Source organism: uncultured Pseudoalteromonas sp. (assembly GCF_963922945.1).
Taxonomy (GTDB): domain Bacteria; phylum Pseudomonadota; class Gammaproteobacteria; order Enterobacterales; family Alteromonadaceae; genus Pseudoalteromonas.
Genome location: NZ_CAWUKC010000012.1, coordinates 13311 through 29596 on the forward strand (window position 1 = coordinate 13311; position 16286 = coordinate 29596).

13 protein-coding genes and 1 tRNA gene are annotated in these 16286 nt (G+C 39.6%); 2 read left to right on the forward strand and 12 right to left on the reverse strand.

Annotated features, from left to right (window positions below):
* Positions 1-74: 74 nt before the first annotated feature.
* The 4 genes from infB to AABI99_RS04505 all read right to left on the reverse strand — a co-directional run bounded on the left by infB (position 75) and on the right by AABI99_RS04505 (position 5107).
* The gene (infB, locus tag AABI99_RS04490; protein ID WP_338363805.1) at positions 75-2732 is read right to left on the reverse strand and encodes a translation initiation factor IF-2; all 2658 of its coding nucleotides are present in this window, start codon (positions 2730-2732) and stop codon (positions 75-77) included.
* 25 nt (positions 2733-2757) lie between these two features.
* Positions 2758-4257 carry a transcription termination factor NusA gene (nusA, locus tag AABI99_RS04495; RefSeq protein ID WP_338363807.1) on the reverse strand — a complete coding sequence of 500 codons (1500 nt, stop codon included), beginning with the start codon at positions 4255-4257 and terminating at the stop codon, positions 2758-2760.
* 38 nt (positions 4258-4295) lie between these two features.
* The gene (rimP, locus tag AABI99_RS04500) at positions 4296-4751 is read right to left on the reverse strand and encodes a ribosome maturation factor RimP (protein ID WP_338363809.1); all 456 of its coding nucleotides are present in this window, start codon (positions 4749-4751) and stop codon (positions 4296-4298) included.
* 279 nt (positions 4752-5030) lie between these two features.
* A tRNA-Met gene (locus tag AABI99_RS04505) sits at positions 5031-5107 on the reverse strand.
* A gap of 365 nt (positions 5108-5472) precedes the next feature.
* Between AABI99_RS04505 and AABI99_RS04510 the strand changes: the two genes are divergently transcribed.
* On the forward strand, positions 5473-5934 hold the full coding sequence (locus AABI99_RS04510; protein ID WP_338363811.1) for a globin: 462 nt from the start codon (positions 5473-5475) through the stop codon (positions 5932-5934).
* 90 nt (positions 5935-6024) lie between these two features.
* Complete coding sequence (locus AABI99_RS04515; protein WP_338363813.1) at positions 6025-7581, forward strand: cryptochrome/photolyase family protein; 1557 nt, start codon at positions 6025-6027, stop codon at positions 7579-7581.
* A 58-nt stretch (positions 7582-7639) separates the two neighbouring features.
* On the opposite strand, the gene AABI99_RS04520 is transcribed toward AABI99_RS04515, so the two are convergent.
* The 8 genes from AABI99_RS04520 to AABI99_RS04555 form a co-directional block, all read right to left on the reverse strand.
* Entirely contained in the window at positions 7640-8086 is a 447-nt protein-coding gene (locus AABI99_RS04520; protein WP_338363815.1) for an Hsp20 family protein, read from the reverse strand.
* Between the two features lie 239 nt (positions 8087-8325).
* On the reverse strand, positions 8326-8856 hold the full coding sequence (locus AABI99_RS04525) for a peroxiredoxin-like family protein (protein WP_338363817.1): 531 nt from the start codon (positions 8854-8856) through the stop codon (positions 8326-8328).
* Positions 8857-9112: 256 nt separating this feature from the next.
* The gene (locus tag AABI99_RS04530) at positions 9113-10507 is read right to left on the reverse strand and encodes a sigma-54 dependent transcriptional regulator (protein WP_338363819.1); all 1395 of its coding nucleotides are present in this window, start codon (positions 10505-10507) and stop codon (positions 9113-9115) included.
* An 11-nt stretch (positions 10508-10518) separates the two neighbouring features.
* Positions 10519-10890 carry an Hpt domain-containing protein gene (locus AABI99_RS04535; protein WP_338363821.1) on the reverse strand — a complete coding sequence of 124 codons (372 nt, stop codon included), beginning with the start codon at positions 10888-10890 and terminating at the stop codon, positions 10519-10521.
* A gap of 91 nt (positions 10891-10981) precedes the next feature.
* Positions 10982-11806, reverse strand: coding sequence for an EAL domain-containing protein (locus tag AABI99_RS04540; protein ID WP_338363823.1), 825 nt, complete (start codon positions 11804-11806; stop codon positions 10982-10984).
* 291 nt (positions 11807-12097) lie between these two features.
* Complete coding sequence (locus tag AABI99_RS04545; RefSeq protein WP_338363826.1) at positions 12098-12388, reverse strand: hypothetical protein; 291 nt, start codon at positions 12386-12388, stop codon at positions 12098-12100.
* 478 nt (positions 12389-12866) lie between these two features.
* Positions 12867-15671, reverse strand: a complete 2805-nt coding sequence (locus tag AABI99_RS04550) for a PAS domain-containing protein (protein WP_338363828.1) — start codon at positions 15669-15671, stop codon at positions 12867-12869.
* Positions 15672-15678: 7 nt separating this feature from the next.
* Positions 15679-16275: an isochorismatase family cysteine hydrolase gene (locus tag AABI99_RS04555; RefSeq protein WP_338363830.1), complete on the reverse strand. Its 597-nt coding sequence runs from the start codon at positions 16273-16275 to the stop codon at positions 15679-15681.
* Positions 16276-16286 lie beyond the last annotated feature (11 nt).

Below are 16286 nucleotides of genomic sequence, written 5' to 3' on the forward strand. Positions count from 1 at the left end.
AATAATAAGTTAATTAAATAATGGATACAGAAATGGGGGCAAAGCCCCCATTTACAATCTTAGCTTACGAGCAATTAAAGTGTACGTTGTACTTCAACTGTCTCAAATACTTCGATTTGGTCACCAACGCGCACGTCATTGTAGTTCTTAACACCGATACCACATTCCATGCCGTTACGTACTTCTTGAACGTCATCTTTAAAGCGACGTAGTGACTCAAGTTCACCTTCGTAAATAACCACGTTGTCACGTAGTACACGAATTGGTGCACTGCGCTTAATTGTACCTTCGGTAACCATACAACCAGCAATTGCGCCAATTTTTGGAGACTTAAATACGTCACGCACTTCAGCAAGACCAATAATCTCTTGTTTAAACTCAGGCGCAAGCATACCAGACATGGCTTGCTTAACTTCCTCAATTAGGCTGTAGATTACGCTGTAGTAACGAAGGTCTAAGTTTTCAGTGTCAATGACTTTACGCGCAGATGCATCAGCACGCACGTTAAAGCCAACAACGATTGCATTTGATGCCGCAGCGAGTGTTGCGTCTGTTTCGGTGATACCACCTACACCCGAACCAACAATCTTCACTTTAACTTCATCAGTAGAAAGCTTAGTTAGTGAGTCTGAAATAGCTTCAATTGAACCTTGAACATCGGCTTTAAGTACAATGTTAACTTCAGACACATCGCCTTCAGCCATGTTAGAGAACATGTTTTCAAGTTTCGCTTTTTGCTGACGAGCTAGTTTAACGTCACGGAATTTACCTTGACGGTATAAAGCAACTTCACGCGCTTTACGCTCATCTTTTACAACGGTCGCTTCATCACCTGCAGCAGGAATACCTGATAGACCTAAAATCTCAACTGGAATAGAAGGGCCAGCCGATTTAATATCTTTACCGTTTTCGTCTTTCATTGCACGAACACGGCCGTATTCAAGACCACACAGTACGATATCGCCTTGGTTAAGGGTACCTGATTGAACTAAGATAGAAGCAACTGGACCACGGCCTTTATCAAGACGCGATTCAATAACAACACCTGCTGCCATACCTTCAGAAGGCGCACTTAGTTCTAATAGCTCAGATTGCATCAGTACTGCTTCTAGTAGGTCATCGATACCTAAACCAGTTTTAGCTGAGATATGCACGTACTGTGTATCGCCGCCCCAATCTTCTGGGATAACGTCTAGCTGAGCTAGCTCATTTTTAACGCGATCTGGATCAGCACCTTCTTTATCCATTTTGTTCACAGCAATGATTAAAGGAACGCCAGCTGCGCGAGCATGCTGTACCGCTTCTTTAGTTTGAGGCATTACGCCATCATCTGCTGCAACTACTAGGATTACGATATCTGTCGCTTTAGCACCACGTGCACGCATTGATGTAAATGCCGCGTGTCCTGGTGTATCTAAGAACGTGATCATGTTGCCATTTGTTTCAACGTGGTATGCACCAATGTGTTGGGTAATACCACCCGCTTCACCTGATGCCACTTTAGCTGAACGGATGTAATCAAGCGTTGATGTTTTACCATGGTCAACGTGACCCATTACAGTAACTACTGGCGCACGCGGCTCAGACTTACCGTCTTCGTGACGATCATTTAGTACTGTTTGCTCTAATTCGTTTTCTTTAACGATGATAACTTTGTGACCCATTTCTTCAGCAACAAGCTGTGCTGTTTCTTGGTCAATCACTTGGTTAATGGTAACCATGTCGCCCATTTTCATCATTGTTTTAACAACTTCAGCGCCTTTAACAGCCATGCGTGAAGCAAGCTCTGCAACTGTAATTGTTTCGCTAATACGCACTTCGTTTTTAACATCAGCCGTTGGCTTTTGGAAGCCATGCTGCAATGATGTAGGTGCTTTTAGCTTGCCTTTACGGCCTTTACCACCTGCAAATTTATCTTTTGCTGGGGCTTTTTTCTTTTTCTTTGCACGGCGTGCGCCCTGCTCATCACGTGCATCGGCAACATCTTCTGCCTCACGTGCATATGTAGAAGTCGTAAGGTGGTGATCCGCGGTTTCTTCGCGTTTCTTACGTTCTTCTTCTTCCTTTTTCCAGCGAGCTTCATTCTCTTCAGCTAGCTTTCTTGCCTCTTCTGCTTGACGTTTCGCTTCTTCTTCAGCTTTCTTCAATGCGGCCTCTTCTGCTTCTTTCTGCAGACGCTCAGCTTCGATGCGATCTTTCTCAGACTTAGCACTTTGCTCTGGGGTCATCTGCTGTTGTTTAGCTTTACGCTCAGCTTCTGCTTTACGTTTAGCTTCTTCTTTGGCTTTACGTTCCGCTTCTTCTTTCGCTTTACGCTCTGCCTCTTGTTTCGCTTTTAATTCAGCGGCTTCTTGTGCAGCTTTTTGCTGCTCTTCGATACGGGCTTTTTCTTCAGCGGCTAGGCGCTGCTGCTCTTGCTCTTGCTCAATTGCGCTTTTTTTCACATAAGTACGTGATTTACGTACTTCAACTTGAACAGCCTTTGCCTTACCTGTAGAGCCTGTAACACTCAATGTGCTTTTACTCTTACGCTGTAAGGTCATGCGCGCCGGCCCTTCTGAACCAGTACCACCATGTGATTTACTTAAGTGATCAAGCAACTGCGCTTTTTCTGCTTCCGTTACATTGTCACCCGCTTTTTTAGTGATACCCGCTTGTGAAAACTGCGTCAGCAATTTATCAACAGTTGTACCTATATCGCCGGCTAGTTTTTCAACATTTACTTCTGCCATAGTGTGTCATACCTCCGTTAATAAATTACTCGTCTGCAAACCAACAAATATTACGTGCAGCCATAATTAACTCACCTGCTTTTTCAGGTGTAAGCTCTGTAATATCAACCAGTTCATCAATACCTTGCTCAGCTAAGTCTTCAAGTGTTACTACACCTTTACTTGCCATAACAAATGCCAAATGACGCTCTAAGCCTTCAAGCGCAAGCAAGTCTTCAGCAGGCTCTACGCCTTCTAAACTTTCTTCCGTTTTAAGTGCTTTAGTTGTTAGCGCGTCTTTTGCACGTGAACGTAACACATCCACTGTTTCTTCATCTAAACCATCAATCTCTAAAAACTCAGAAGCCGGTACATAGGCTACTTCTTCTAGCGTTGAGAAACCTTCGTTGATAAGTAGTGTCGCAAACTCATCATCAATATCTAAGTTTTCAGTAAATAAGTTGATTAGCTTGTCTGATTCAGCCTCATTTTTGGCGCGCATTTCGTCAACTGTCATTACATTTAACTCCCAACCAGTTAGTTGGCTTGCTAAACGTACGTTTTGACCATTACGACCAATTGCTTGCGCTAGGTTATCAGCTTCTACTGCGATATCCATTGAGTGCGTGTCTTCATCCATTACAATTGAAGCGACGTCAGCTGGCGCCATTGCATTGATAACAAACTGTGCAGGGTTATCGTCATAAAGTACGATATCCACTCGCTCACCGCCAAGTTCTGACGAAACAGCTTGTACACGCGCTCCACGCATACCTACACATGCGCCAACAGGGTCAATACGCTTATCGTTAGACTTAACTGCAATTTTAGCGCGTGAACCTGGATCACGGGCAGCACCACGTAACTCAATCATTTCTTCGCCAATTTCTGGCACCTCAATGCGGAACAATTCCATCAGCATTTCTGGCTTTGAGCGTGTTACAAATAATTGTGCACCGCGTGCTTCAGGCTTAACTTCATATAAAAGACCACGGATACGATCACCCGGGCGGAAGTTTTCACGTGGCAACATATCATCACGGTAAATAACCGCTTCTGCGTTGTTACCTAAATCAAGAACAATTGCATCACGTGTTGCTTTTTTAACTACACCTGTTACAAGCTCACCTTCTTGATCTTTATACGCTTCTACAACTAAAGCGCGCTCAGCTTCACGTACTTTTTGTACGATAACTTGCTTTGCCATTTGAGTTGTTATGCGGTCAAATTTAATAGATTCAATCTGTTCTTCAACATATTCACCCAGTTGTAAGCCTGGCTCTTCAACCTGTGCCGCTTCTAAAGTGATTTCGCTGTAAGGATTCTCTAGTGAACCATCTTCTTGAACTTCTGCAATTTGCCAACGACGGAACGTGTCGTAATCGCCGGTCTTACGGTCGATTGATACACGTACTTCAATTTCGCCGTCGTGTTTTTTCTTTGTTGCTGTTGCTAGAGCGAACTCTAACGCTTCAAAAATTTTCTCTTTTGGAACCGCTTTCTCATTGGAAACGGCTTCAGCAACCAATAATATCTCTTTTGCCATGGGTAATGCCTCGCTTGCCCTATTCCTTCGCACTCAAATTAAAACTTTGCGATGATGTTCGCACGTTCGATATTGCTAAGCATGATTAAGTGCTCTTCGCCATCGCTTTTAAGTGTGATCATATCACTGCTAACTGCTATTAAGTCGCCTTTAAAATTGCGACGACCGTCTTGTGGAAGCTTTGTACGAACTCGTACTTCCTCTCCTTGCGCCTTCTCGTAGTGATCTTGTTTGAATAATGGACGATCAACACCAGGAGACGACACTTCCAAATCATATTCGTTTGTAATTGGGTCTTCGACGTCTAAAATCGCGCTAATTTGGCGACTTGCATCCGCACAATTATCAACAGTTATTCCATCCTCATGGTCAATGTAAACCCTTAAGGTAGAATGGCGGCCTGCTTGTACAAACTCAAGACCATGTAATTCAAAGCCTAACATTTCTACTGCAGGCGTAAGCATGGTTAATAAATCTTGCTCAAGTTTTGTCACGAAAATCCTCCATACAAACAAAAAAAGGGCTTATAGCCCTAAAATACTGAGTTTAAGTTTTGATTTGATGACAAGGCCATAAATCAAAGGTGCAGATACAACAACGCCCCGAACCAAGCGGGGCGTCACACCAATAAAGCATAAAACTGTGTGGCCTCAGGCCAAGCTTGGCTGCGGGTCATTATACTGACCAAATTAAACTTAATTAGCTTAAACGCAAAACGCGCATTACTCAGAATGCGCGATACAGAATTAGTAAGAGTACACTTACTATAAAATTGGTTGCGGGAGCCGGATTTGAACCGACGACCTTCGGGTTATGAGCCCGACGAGCTACCAGGCTGCTCCATCCCGCGCCAATAGATATTAAAGTTAAAATTCAATATCGCTGTTAGCGAGTATTTAACCGCTAAACAATGGCGCCTATTATAAGGATGTACGGGGTAATTAGCAACCATAATAACGAATAAGTTTGATAAAATCAGCGTCCAGCTATTTTCAGCTTCTGATGTATATACTATGATTATCTCGGCCTAAAAATGAAAACCGTACAATCTATAACTTGTACGTAAAGCGCATTATATTTATAAATAAAATAGCTAAAATTCATAAAAATGATGTAATTTTGTTTATTTTACGTGCGATATGTGAGCAACGCACTATACTAAAGGCTCATCGATGTGGATAAAAATAAAAATTACAAATTTTAATGAGATTACGTATGAATACTTATCAGCCACAGTTAATAACAAGTTTGCATATAGTTAAGCCAAACTTTCATGCATTTACAGCTCGCTTTCATGCAAAACTTGAAGCTTCCAACATAAATATGCAATACCCAAGCGCTGCATATTTCAACGAAAAAAGTTACATTTTATACTGTATTTTAGAACGCATAGTCAGGCATTTAGATAATCCATCATCAGTAGCGCCATTTTTATCGTTTCACTTACAGCACTTAAAAAAGATGGATGTGACGTCAAAAGATATATCGATACTATGCGATACTTTTTACGATACTTTAAGCGAACATTTAGGTCGTTTCTTTACAGAAAAAACGCAATTTGCTTGGCAAAAGGCACTACGGTATTTCGAAAGCTTTGCTAATACAGCCTTGTTTAATAAATCAAATGTTGTTTCGTTTGAGCAAAAAGTTAATCGGTTACGTTCGAACGAACAGTAAGACATGCTTAAATCACGATGTGTGAATCGATAAATAAACTACCTAGATCCAAGACGTCGCTTTAAGCGTATCAATGAGTTTGGGTGGTTTATGTCTCATTTTAAGGTGCTGCGCTTGGTATTAGGTGATCAACTTAATGCTTCACATACTTGGTTTAAAGAAAAATCTCCTGATACCCTCTATTTAATTGCGGAGCTAAAACAAGAAACAAGCTACGTTAAGCACCATGTGCAAAAAATATGTGCTTTTTTTTATGCGATGGAACGCTTTGCAGTAGCTTTAAAAAGCGCTAACTATTGCGCCCTTCACCTCACACTCGATGATACTCAGCAAGACAAAACCTTACCTGATCTACTCACACGAGTAGCCAAGCAATATCATTGCGATGAAATACATTACCAATACCCAGACGAATTTAGGCTCAAAGCACAGCTAAGTAAATTTAAAAGAGAATCTGATTTTGTAGTCAAAGCGTATGATACTGAGCATTTTATGCTTCCATTTGAGCAAATAAGCGAGCGGTTTAAAAAAAATAAACACGTGACTATGGAGCATTTTTATCGTGGGATGCGTAAGCAGTACGATATTCTTATGGACGGGAACAAACCTCAAGGAGGAAAATGGAACTTTGATAGTAGTAACAGAAACAAATTCAAAAAATCAGATTTAAACGCCATCCCATCACCAAAACTATTTAAAAATGATGTTAGCGCTATTATTGAAAGACTTGATAAGCATAACGTAAGCTATTTTGGTGAAATAACCCCTCAGCAGCTGCCCTGGCCACTTACCCGCGAACAAGCTAAAACATGCTTAGACTATTTTTGTACTCAATTATTAAAGAATTTTGGCCAGTTTCAAGATGCGATGACCGACCAAATAGAAGAAAATGCTAGCTTATATCATAGTCGTTTATCGTTTGCTCTAAATGCCAAGCTCATCCATCCGCTGTATGTTATAAAGCGAGTCATTGATGAATTTAATGCTCACCCTAATACGATCGCAATTTCTCAAGTCGAGGGCTTTGTTAGGCAAATACTTGGCTGGCGTGAATACGTGCGATGCATATACTGGGTAAATATGCCGGACTACGCCCAAAAAAATCAGCTTAACGCTAAGGGAACGTTGCCAAGCTATTTTTGGGATGCAAACGTTAAAATGAATTGCTTACATCATGCATTATCGCAAAGTTTAGACACTGCATACGCACACCACATTCAAAGGTTAATGGTCATTGGTAATTTCTGTTTATTAACGGGTATTGATCCAGATGAAGTCGACCAGTGGTATTTAGGGGTTTATATTGACGCCATTGAATGGGTTGAAATGCCTAACACCCGTGGCATGAGCCAATTTGCAGATGATGCAATTATTGCTACTAAACCTTATGCAGCCAGTGGTAATTACATCAATAAAATGAGTGATTACTGCAAAAGCTGTCATTATGATGTTAAGCAAAAAGTAGGTGAGAAGGCGTGTCCTTACAACAGCTTATATTGGCAATTTATGGATAAACACCGCGCATTACTTGAAAAAAACCCACGCATTGGCATGGTCTATAAAAACTGGGACAAACAAACACCCCAACTTCAACAGCAGACCTTAGCCCAAGCAAATTATTATTTAACGCATATAAACGAGTTATAAAAACGAAAAAGCCGCCTCAGTTGAGGCGGCTACAATCAGGGAAAATGTTTATTAGCGATTATTTACCTTCGATTAGGTTTCCACCGCCAATTTCAATCTTACGTGGTTTAAGTGCTTCTGGGATTTCACGCTCAAGGTCAATGCTAAGCAGACCGTTGGCTAAATCGGCACCAAGTACTTTTACATGATCCCCTAGTTGAAACTTTCGCTCAAAGTTACGTTCGGCAATACCTTGATGAATAAACTTGCGCTCTTCATTTTCATCTTTGTTTGGTTTAGTGCCTGCAACTTTTAAAGTGTTGTTCTCTGACTCAATGCTCAGTTCATTTTCACTAAAACCAGCAACGGCCATTGTGATTCTGTATTTGTCTTTATCTAGCGCTTCGATATTATAAGGAGGAAAGCTAGGTTGCTTGTCTGTACGAGCTGCCGCATCCATTAAAGATGCTAAATGATCAAAGCCGATGAATGAACGATAAAGTGGTGATAAATCTACTGTACGCATAATAATATCCTCATATTTAAGCGATATAATGTTGTTACTTTTCTTTTGAACAAGTACAACATAATTAAATTAATAATATAAATTTCAATAACTTCTGTCTTTTTTGGGACCCATCAGGCGTCCTCACTAAACTATTTATGGGCAGGAAAATAGTTTTCAAGTAATTAAATTAAAAAAAGTAAAAAAAAGGGCACAAAAATGTGCCCTCTTCGTATATTCATCAAATTACTCAATACACGTTACTTAATAAAAGTACCGCGAATTGGATAGTCGTTTTCGCGTGAAAATTTAATACCGCCTAGCAGCTGCTTAAGGCTTGGGCGAACAAATGGACTATTTGATTTATCAAGCATCTGTACTTGGTTGTCTTCGTTTAAAACAATAATACAAGGCTCAGCAAATGGGTGATCTGTTTCAGCATCACTGCGCGGTTCACTAATGTATAAGCCTAAATCAGTCATTTGCTCAATGGTTAAATTGTAATAAAGAGGGAAATTTACGTCTATTTTTTCAAGATGCTTTTTAAGCTGCTCTTCGCTATCGCCACTTACTGCTACAACTTCTACACCTGCGCTGGCAAAGTCGTCATGCATTGTTGCAAGCTCGTTCAGTTGCTCGGTACATTTAGGGCAATGCTGGCCTCTGTACACCACTATCATTTTCCAAGGTTTGTCGCTTACGCGGTCAACTAAATTCACGCCGCCTTTATCTAAACTGCTTACCACTAGTGGCTGCATTACACTGGCTGGCTGTAAATTAACGTTACTCATTGTGATCTCCTTTTACTATTAAACTTAGGGTGTAGTAATAGAGCTTAGGGTATCTTTATTTATTTCAACCATGAAAATGTAACTGAGAACGAAATGGCAGGCGACTCACTTTTATTAGGTAGCCTTGTTTAATGTGATTAGGAGAATTATAAGCTGTAAGCAGAATAATAAAATATTAGATAAAACAGGCACCTTACTCTTATTAACAAGCTATAGCATGGTAAAACACCAAGCAGGTGTATGTAAGAAGCAAAAGCTAACTCCAGGCTTTTATTTTTCTGTAAATAGTCGAGGCGCTTACGCCTAAATAGGCCGCAGCAAGTGGAATGTTATCATCGCATACGGCTATTGCCGACTCTATGGCTCTTTTTTCAACTTGCCACAGTGGTTCAATATCGTGCACCCCCATAAGCGAAGAAGATTGAGTACTGTCGCTAGGCTCAAGTGCGTTCGTTTTTTTGATAGGAGCAGCAGCGTTAACACCAAACGAACTTGGTAGCATATCGAGCTCAACCACTTCACCGTCATTGATAACTACAATATTCTCAATAACATTTTGTAATTCACGAATATTCCCAGGCCAGTCATAGGTGCAAAAACGCTCTTCAACTTCTTTTGAAAAACGATTAAATAGCTTTGAGTTGCTTTCACTCTTTTGTTTTAAAATATGCATGGCCAGTAGCATTATGTCGCCAGCACGATCACGCAGTGGTGGTAGCTTTACAGGGATAACATTGAGGCGATAGTATAAATCTTCTCTGAAACGCCCTTCTGCAACTTCAACAACTGGGCTTCTGTTTGTAGCACATACTAGCCTTACATTGCTATGCAACACCTCGCTACTGCCTACACGATTAAAGGCCCCTGTTTGTAAAAATCGCAGTAGTTTTGCCTGTAGATTAAGTTCCATTTCGCACAATTCATCTAAAAATAGCGTGCCTCCATTTGCGACTTCTACAGCACCTTTTCTGTCACTCAGTGCGCCACTAAAGGCGCCTTTAACATGACCAAAAAACTCTGACTCAAACAGATCCCCAGGAATTGCAGCACAGTTAATTGCAATAAACGGGCCCTCGCTTCTTGGGCTAGAGTCGTGCAATGTTTGTGCACATACCTCTTTACCTGTACCGCTTTCACCTGTAATAAAAACACACGCTTTACTTCGGGCCGCACTATCTAAAAGCCTAAACACGGTTTGCATTGCTAATGACTCACCTATAAACCCAGTGGTGTTCTGCGTTGCTTGCTCATGTTTTTTTACCGTTTGAGGTACTTGTTGTGAGAGTGCACTATCTACGGCACTCACAAGACGCTGGCCTGTAAATGGCTTCTCTAAAAAGTCAAAACCACCCAGTCGCATTGCCTCAACCGCAACATCGATAGAGCTATTTGAGGTTATCATAACGACATTTGCGGGCTTTTCTTGTTTTTTAACAAACTGTAATACTTCTAAGCCACTAATATCGGGTAAACAAACATCTTGCACGATTACATCAGGCATTTGTTCTTTTATCCCTACCAATGCAGAGTATCCATCGGTAAAGTGTTTACAGTCATGCCCTGCCTGCTCTAATTGGCTTGCATAAAGCGCTCCGCTAGCAATACTGTCTTCTACTATATAAACCAATGCTTTTTTTTGAGGGTCGTTCATGGCAAAGCCTTTTAAGTAATACTGTTTGCAATAACCTGATACGCAGCGTGCGTTTTTTCTAAATTATGATGAACATTTTGAGCTGCGTGAATTTTCTCTTCAATAGTAACAGGAGGGTAATCATGTAATTGGCTAGCAAGGGCTGCTAAAGTTAAAGCGCCATAAAGCGCCGCAGAGTTTTTGAGTACGTGCATTATTTCTTTTATATTTTCTTCGTCTTGCTCAACAATGGCATTCTCAAGACGACCTTTCATTTCTTCTAATTCATCAATAAATAAATTAACCAACCTAGATAAGGTAACTGAGCCAACGTCTTGTTCTAGTTGGGTTAGCACATGAATTTGCGTGATAGTTTTATCAATATACTTTTGCTGTACTGGCATATTAGCCCTTCATTTATTATTTTGATGCGAAGCTTCAAAAGTTCTTATACTCTTAGAATAAGTTGTTTTTCGCATTTTGCAAATTGAAACATTAAGGCGTATACATTTTTATCCATGTTTGTGTATTGTTCGCTAAGCTGCTGGGTTTTCCAAGTAAATAACCTTGCGCTACATCGCACCCTAGCTGCTCCAGTATTTGTAATTGCTCTCTATGTTCAATCCCCTCGGCAACCGTTTCCAATCCAAGTCTTTGTGCCATAGCAATTATCGCGCTGCATAGCGTAAAGTCTTCGTTGTTGGTTGCTATGCCATTTATAAAACTGCGATCTATCTTTAGGCCATCTATATTAAATTGTCTTAATAGACCTAACGATGCGTAACCTGTACCAAAATCGTCAAGCCAAATTTTTATACCTTCTTTGTGAAAGTTCTCAAAGGTTTTAGCGATACGCTGTGGGCTGTTGATTAATGCAGTTTCTGTTAATTCTACTTTAATTGCAGCAGGATCTATTTGATACTTATCAAGCAAAGCCATTACTTGTGAGAAAACATCACCCTCAATAATCTGTACAGGTGAGATATTTAACGAAATAGTGATATCGCTCATCCCCTTTTTTCTCATCTGGCTAAAGTCGCTCAAAGTTTGTTTAAAAATCCAATCACCTAGATGAAGGATCATTCCAGACTCTTCAATATGTGGAATAAACTCATCGGGGCCGACAACACCGTAGCGAGATGACTCGCATCTAACTAACGATTCAAAACCGACTAACCGACCGCTTGTTAATGAGACAAGCGGTTGATACACCATATTAAAACAGTGGTTTTTTATTGCATGAACCATAATTTGCTCAAGTTCGTGCCAGCGTGCAATGTTGAGCGTATTGATAGGCTCTAAACTTTTAAACGCATTCATAAATTTCTCCACAAATAAGGGTTCACCGTAAGCTTGTCACATAAACTGCAAATTACAGACCAAAACCAGCAGGCAAAAACAAAAATAAAACCTTTAAATTCAATGCACTAGAAACAAACTATTAAACTGGGATTTTTAATAGGATATTTGCATTTTGCAAATCACACTGACACGCAAGCTGATTTAAAGTAGGAGTAAGCGATGGTTTGGGTATAAAGTGGCTTTAAAAATAAAAAGGCTGACCTAATTGCTTAGAGTCAGCCGAAGTAAATACTAAAGGAGAAGTATTGTTTAGTTGTTTAAACCTTGTGTGCCTGATTGAGCAGATTGCTCATCTATGCTTTGAGCGTAGTTTAATGTGTTGCTTTCAATAGTTGCATTATCTAAATCACTATTGCTAAATTTATTGGTGAACATCTCGGTAATGCCTTCGTTAACAGGCTCAATAGTAACTGTGCCTCGTAGTGCCGTTGCACCAACAATAACCGCTGCAACAATAATAATAGACAGCACCATTAATTCAGGAGTAAGAACAAAAGACATTTTTTTTGGTTGCTGTTTAACTTTAGTATTAGTTTGCATAATAGACACCTTAAAATCATATGACGATATAATAAATTTGTAACTGCGATTATTTCGCTTTACTTGGTGTCTATGTAGCGAAAGCCATGCCACATTAAATTAAATGAGGATAAAAGTTTTAAGTCTTTATAAATCAACAATTAAAATAATTTATTTAATAGAAGAATATAAAAACTCGCTGAGTAACCAATTACATTATGAAATAAATTTCATTTTGATTTGCAAAATGCAAACCATTTTAAAAGCAATTCAAAAGTAGTAGGGTTAGATTAATTTTATAATCAAAAGAAATTAGTATTAAGGTACCAATTAGCCGTTTAGTTAACAGCTCAAGGTTTAGTAAAATAAAAAATTAATTCATAGTACATTTTAAAACACGTCTTCTACCTTCAAAAATCATTAACCTCAAATACCGATGTAAGGCTTTATTAGGTCATATTTAGCTTTCATTTAAGCTCTAGTACAACGGTGTTACTTTTTACTTTAATAATGACCAAATTTCATTAATACGCTCTAGCTTAGAGTGTTTAACGTCATCAAGTTTTGGTAAGTATTGATTCAAAAGCAGATTAAGTTTTCTGCTAATTATTGGTTTTGCTAAATAGTCATTCATCCCTGCCTTAATAAAACGCTCTTTATCGCCATGAATCGCATTCGCTGTAAGCGCTATAATAGGGGTGACAATAGCTAACTCTCTGATTTTTTTAGTGGCAGAAATACCGTCTAAAATTGGCATTTGAATATCCATAAATATTAAATCTATTGTTTGCGTTTTAACTTTTTCAATCGCCTCTTGCCCATTACTGGCCATTACTACTAAGCACCCTTGTTGCTCTAAAAATTGCTGAATCACAATTTGGTTATTTTTATTGTCTTCAACCACAAGTACATGCGTACCTTTAAATGGCTGAGCACTAATAGTGGTTGTGTTTAATGTGGTATCTTTTTTATTTGTGAAAATAATATCAAGATGAAAAAGCTCTTCCTCAAGCGCAGCAATCGCTCTGGGTAAATGAGAAGGCTTAAAGGGTCCATTAAACATCAACGTACCAGAGCTCGGCGCCTCTGTTTTCTGGTTTTTCCCCAGTAGGTCTATGAGTAATAAACACGGCTTATTTAGGCTCTTGTAACTTTTTAAAAATTGTTGCACTGCGTCTAATTCGGCTTTGTTAGTGGTAACAATAGCGTCGGGCATATCGATACTATCTAGCTTTTCGATGTTTTCAAGGCGTACAAAATCTATCGAATGGCGAGTAAGCATATGCTCTATCGCCCTGTTTAATTGCAAGTTTTTACTTATCACACACACATAGGGCTTTTTGGCTCTGGCTGAAAAGCCTTCTCTTTGCACCTGCTCGCTTGTATCTATTAATAAAGGGTAATTCACAATAAACTCACTCCCTTTACCAAACTGCGAGTTAACAGTAATACTCCCCCCTGCCGCATCGCATATTTGCTTGCATATAGCTAAACCTAAGCCGCTGCCACCATATTCACGGGTTATTGAATTATCTGACTGTATAAAGGGCTTAAACATACTGTCCAGCTTGTTTTGAGCAATCCCTATTCCAGTGTCTTTAAAGCTGAGCTCAAGCGTGTATTGATTGTTTTTAAGCTCAACACATTGAGCCGTTAAAATCAGTCCGCCTTTTTGAGTAAACTTAATAGCATTAGACAGTAGGTTTATTGCAATCTGCCTGATACGCGCATGGTCTCCTACAACTTGTGTGGGTATATCAGGGTGAAGATCAAAAATAAGTTCTAACCCTTTTTGAACCGCACTTTCACTCACAATATCAATAGCTTCTTCTAAGCACGAGTCAAGACTAAAAGGCTGGTTGTCAATTGAAATAGCTTGCGCCTCAAAACGAGAGTAAGTTAAAACATCATCTAGTATACTTAATAGTGCATCAGAGCTCGTTTTTATCATTTGTGTGTAACGTTTTTGCTCTGCAGTCAGCCCTGTATCGTGCAAAATATCTGCACAGCCGATCACCGCATTTAAAGGCGTGCGTATCTCATGGCTAATATTAGCCATAAAGCGACTTTTTGACTCAGCTAATAACTCAGCTTGATCTTTCGCATCTAGTAGAATTTGTTCTGCAATCACTCGCTCTTGAATATCTACAACAGTAGCAGCAATAGACGTTAAATATGTACCGTTAAGCGAAGTAATTGGCGTAAGCGTCATTTCAACCCAATTAGGCTCGTTATTAGCATCAAGCAATCGAATATCTAAGCGTTTAACTTCACGATTCCCGCCATTATAACCAGCTAACACTGCGTTAAGCTGTTCTACATCCTCTGCCAAAATAAATTTGCCGACAGATAAACCGAGGTGATGTTGAATATCTATTTGGAAAAATTTTTGCCATGCTTTGTTCATAAACAAAAGGCGACCTTCTACATCTAGCCTCAATACAATGTCAGGAATATTATCGACCACAGAGTGATAGTTATACTCTATTTCTGCCATAGCCTGTTCGGCTTTCACTCGTTGTGTGATATTCGTTTCTATGGCTATAAAATGCTTAACTTGGCCGTCATCATCTTTGACAGGTGTTGCATCAATAGAAACCCAATATTCGTTTTTGTTTTTGTCATAGTTAACAGTCTCAACTTGAAAAGGTTCAGCATCTCTAATAGCCTTGCGCATTACACTGCGTGTCTTTGGGTTAGTTTTAGGGCCTTGTAATAATTGACCTGGAATAAGTCCAATCACTTCTTCACATTTATAATGAGTGAGCGCCTCAAAGCTTTTGTTCACCCACTCTATTTTGCCATAGCGATCGGTAATTATTACTAGGTTATTAGTATGACTTGCCACTAAAGACAGGCGTTTAGCGTATTCCTGCTGCTGAGTGAGTAAATACTGGTAATCTTTATGTCGCTGAATGTCATGTAGTGAGCCAATGTACCCGCCGCTATCGTCGCACGCTAAACGCACTTCAAACCAATGACCAAGACCATCATTATTTTTAACTTTTATTTCTACTGAGGCATTTATGGAACCATCAAAAACAGATGTTAGATACTCAGATAGCTTTAAGCTATCCTCACACCCTAATAAGGATGTTATCTTTTTGCCAATAAGCATAGCTGGCGTAAAGCCTAATTTATTAAGCCAAGCCTCGTTGACGTAGGTAAACGCTAAGTGTTTATCACACTCAAAAACACACTCATCTAGTAGAGCAAGTAACTTGGTTTGTCTCCGATTGTTAGCTGAAAGCTGCTCTATGAGTGCATAATGAACCTGTACGTGTAACTCGTCTTTTTCTTCCATACAAATCTCACTCGCTTGCTAATTCAGTGTAGCCGCACACATTTGCATAAAGCGGGAACACTTCTTCGCAATAAAATGATTGCTCAAATGGTGTGCGACTAGATGTACAATCGTTTAATACCGTAACATTAAAACCAAGCTCCACAGCAGAGCGAGCGGTTGAATCAACACATATAGAGGTAACTGTACCGGCTAAAACTATATCGGTTATACCGTTGTCGTTTAATACACTTGCAAGCTCGGTGTTTGTAAACGCATTCAACCCGCGCTTCCCTGGAATTTGAACTATTTGTTTAGTGTATTTGTCTAGCTCTTTAATACTTTGCGCCCCATATGAATCTGCCTTGAATGCCCCTACTTCAGCAATGACTTTTAAAATACCAATTGGATTTTTAAGCTCACTATAATCAGGTGTAAAGTGAATAGGTGTACTGAGCACTAAGGCAAATTTATCTACATATTTATCCAGTAACGCTAAGGTATTATCAACCACACCAGTGACTCTTGAGGACTCTTCCACAACTTGATACAAAATGCCATCAGGCGAAAAGTAGTCGTTTTGAAACCCGATTAACAATAAAGCCGTTTTTGATAAATCACGCATATAAATCTCCT

Excerpts from the sequence above, each read along its gene's own strand:
- infB (WP_338363805.1), bottom strand. The coding sequence starts at position 2,732 with ATGGCAGAAGTAAATGTTGAAAAACTAGCCGGCGATATAGGTACAACT.
- nusA (WP_338363807.1), bottom strand. The coding sequence starts at position 4,257 with ATGGCAAAAGAGATATTATTGGTTGCTGAAGCCGTTTCCAATGAGAAA.
- AABI99_RS04510 (WP_338363811.1), top strand. The coding sequence starts at position 5,473 with ATGAATACTTATCAGCCACAGTTAATAACAAGTTTGCATATAGTTAAG.
- AABI99_RS04515 (WP_338363813.1), top strand. The coding sequence starts at position 6,025 with ATGTCTCATTTTAAGGTGCTGCGCTTGGTATTAGGTGATCAACTTAAT.
- AABI99_RS04520 (WP_338363815.1), bottom strand. The coding sequence starts at position 8,086 with ATGCGTACAGTAGATTTATCACCACTTTATCGTTCATTCATCGGCTTT.
- AABI99_RS04525 (WP_338363817.1), bottom strand. The coding sequence starts at position 8,856 with ATGAGTAACGTTAATTTACAGCCAGCCAGTGTAATGCAGCCACTAGTG.
- AABI99_RS04530 (WP_338363819.1), bottom strand. The coding sequence starts at position 10,507 with ATGAACGACCCTCAAAAAAAAGCATTGGTTTATATAGTAGAAGACAGT.
- AABI99_RS04535 (WP_338363821.1), bottom strand. The coding sequence starts at position 10,890 with ATGCCAGTACAGCAAAAGTATATTGATAAAACTATCACGCAAATTCAT.
- AABI99_RS04540 (WP_338363823.1), bottom strand. The coding sequence starts at position 11,806 with ATGAATGCGTTTAAAAGTTTAGAGCCTATCAATACGCTCAACATTGCA.
- AABI99_RS04545 (WP_338363826.1), bottom strand. The coding sequence starts at position 12,388 with ATGCAAACTAATACTAAAGTTAAACAGCAACCAAAAAAAATGTCTTTT.
- AABI99_RS04550 (WP_338363828.1), bottom strand. The coding sequence starts at position 15,671 with ATGGAAGAAAAAGACGAGTTACACGTACAGGTTCATTATGCACTCATA.
- AABI99_RS04555 (WP_338363830.1), bottom strand. The coding sequence starts at position 16,275 with ATGCGTGATTTATCAAAAACGGCTTTATTGTTAATCGGGTTTCAAAAC.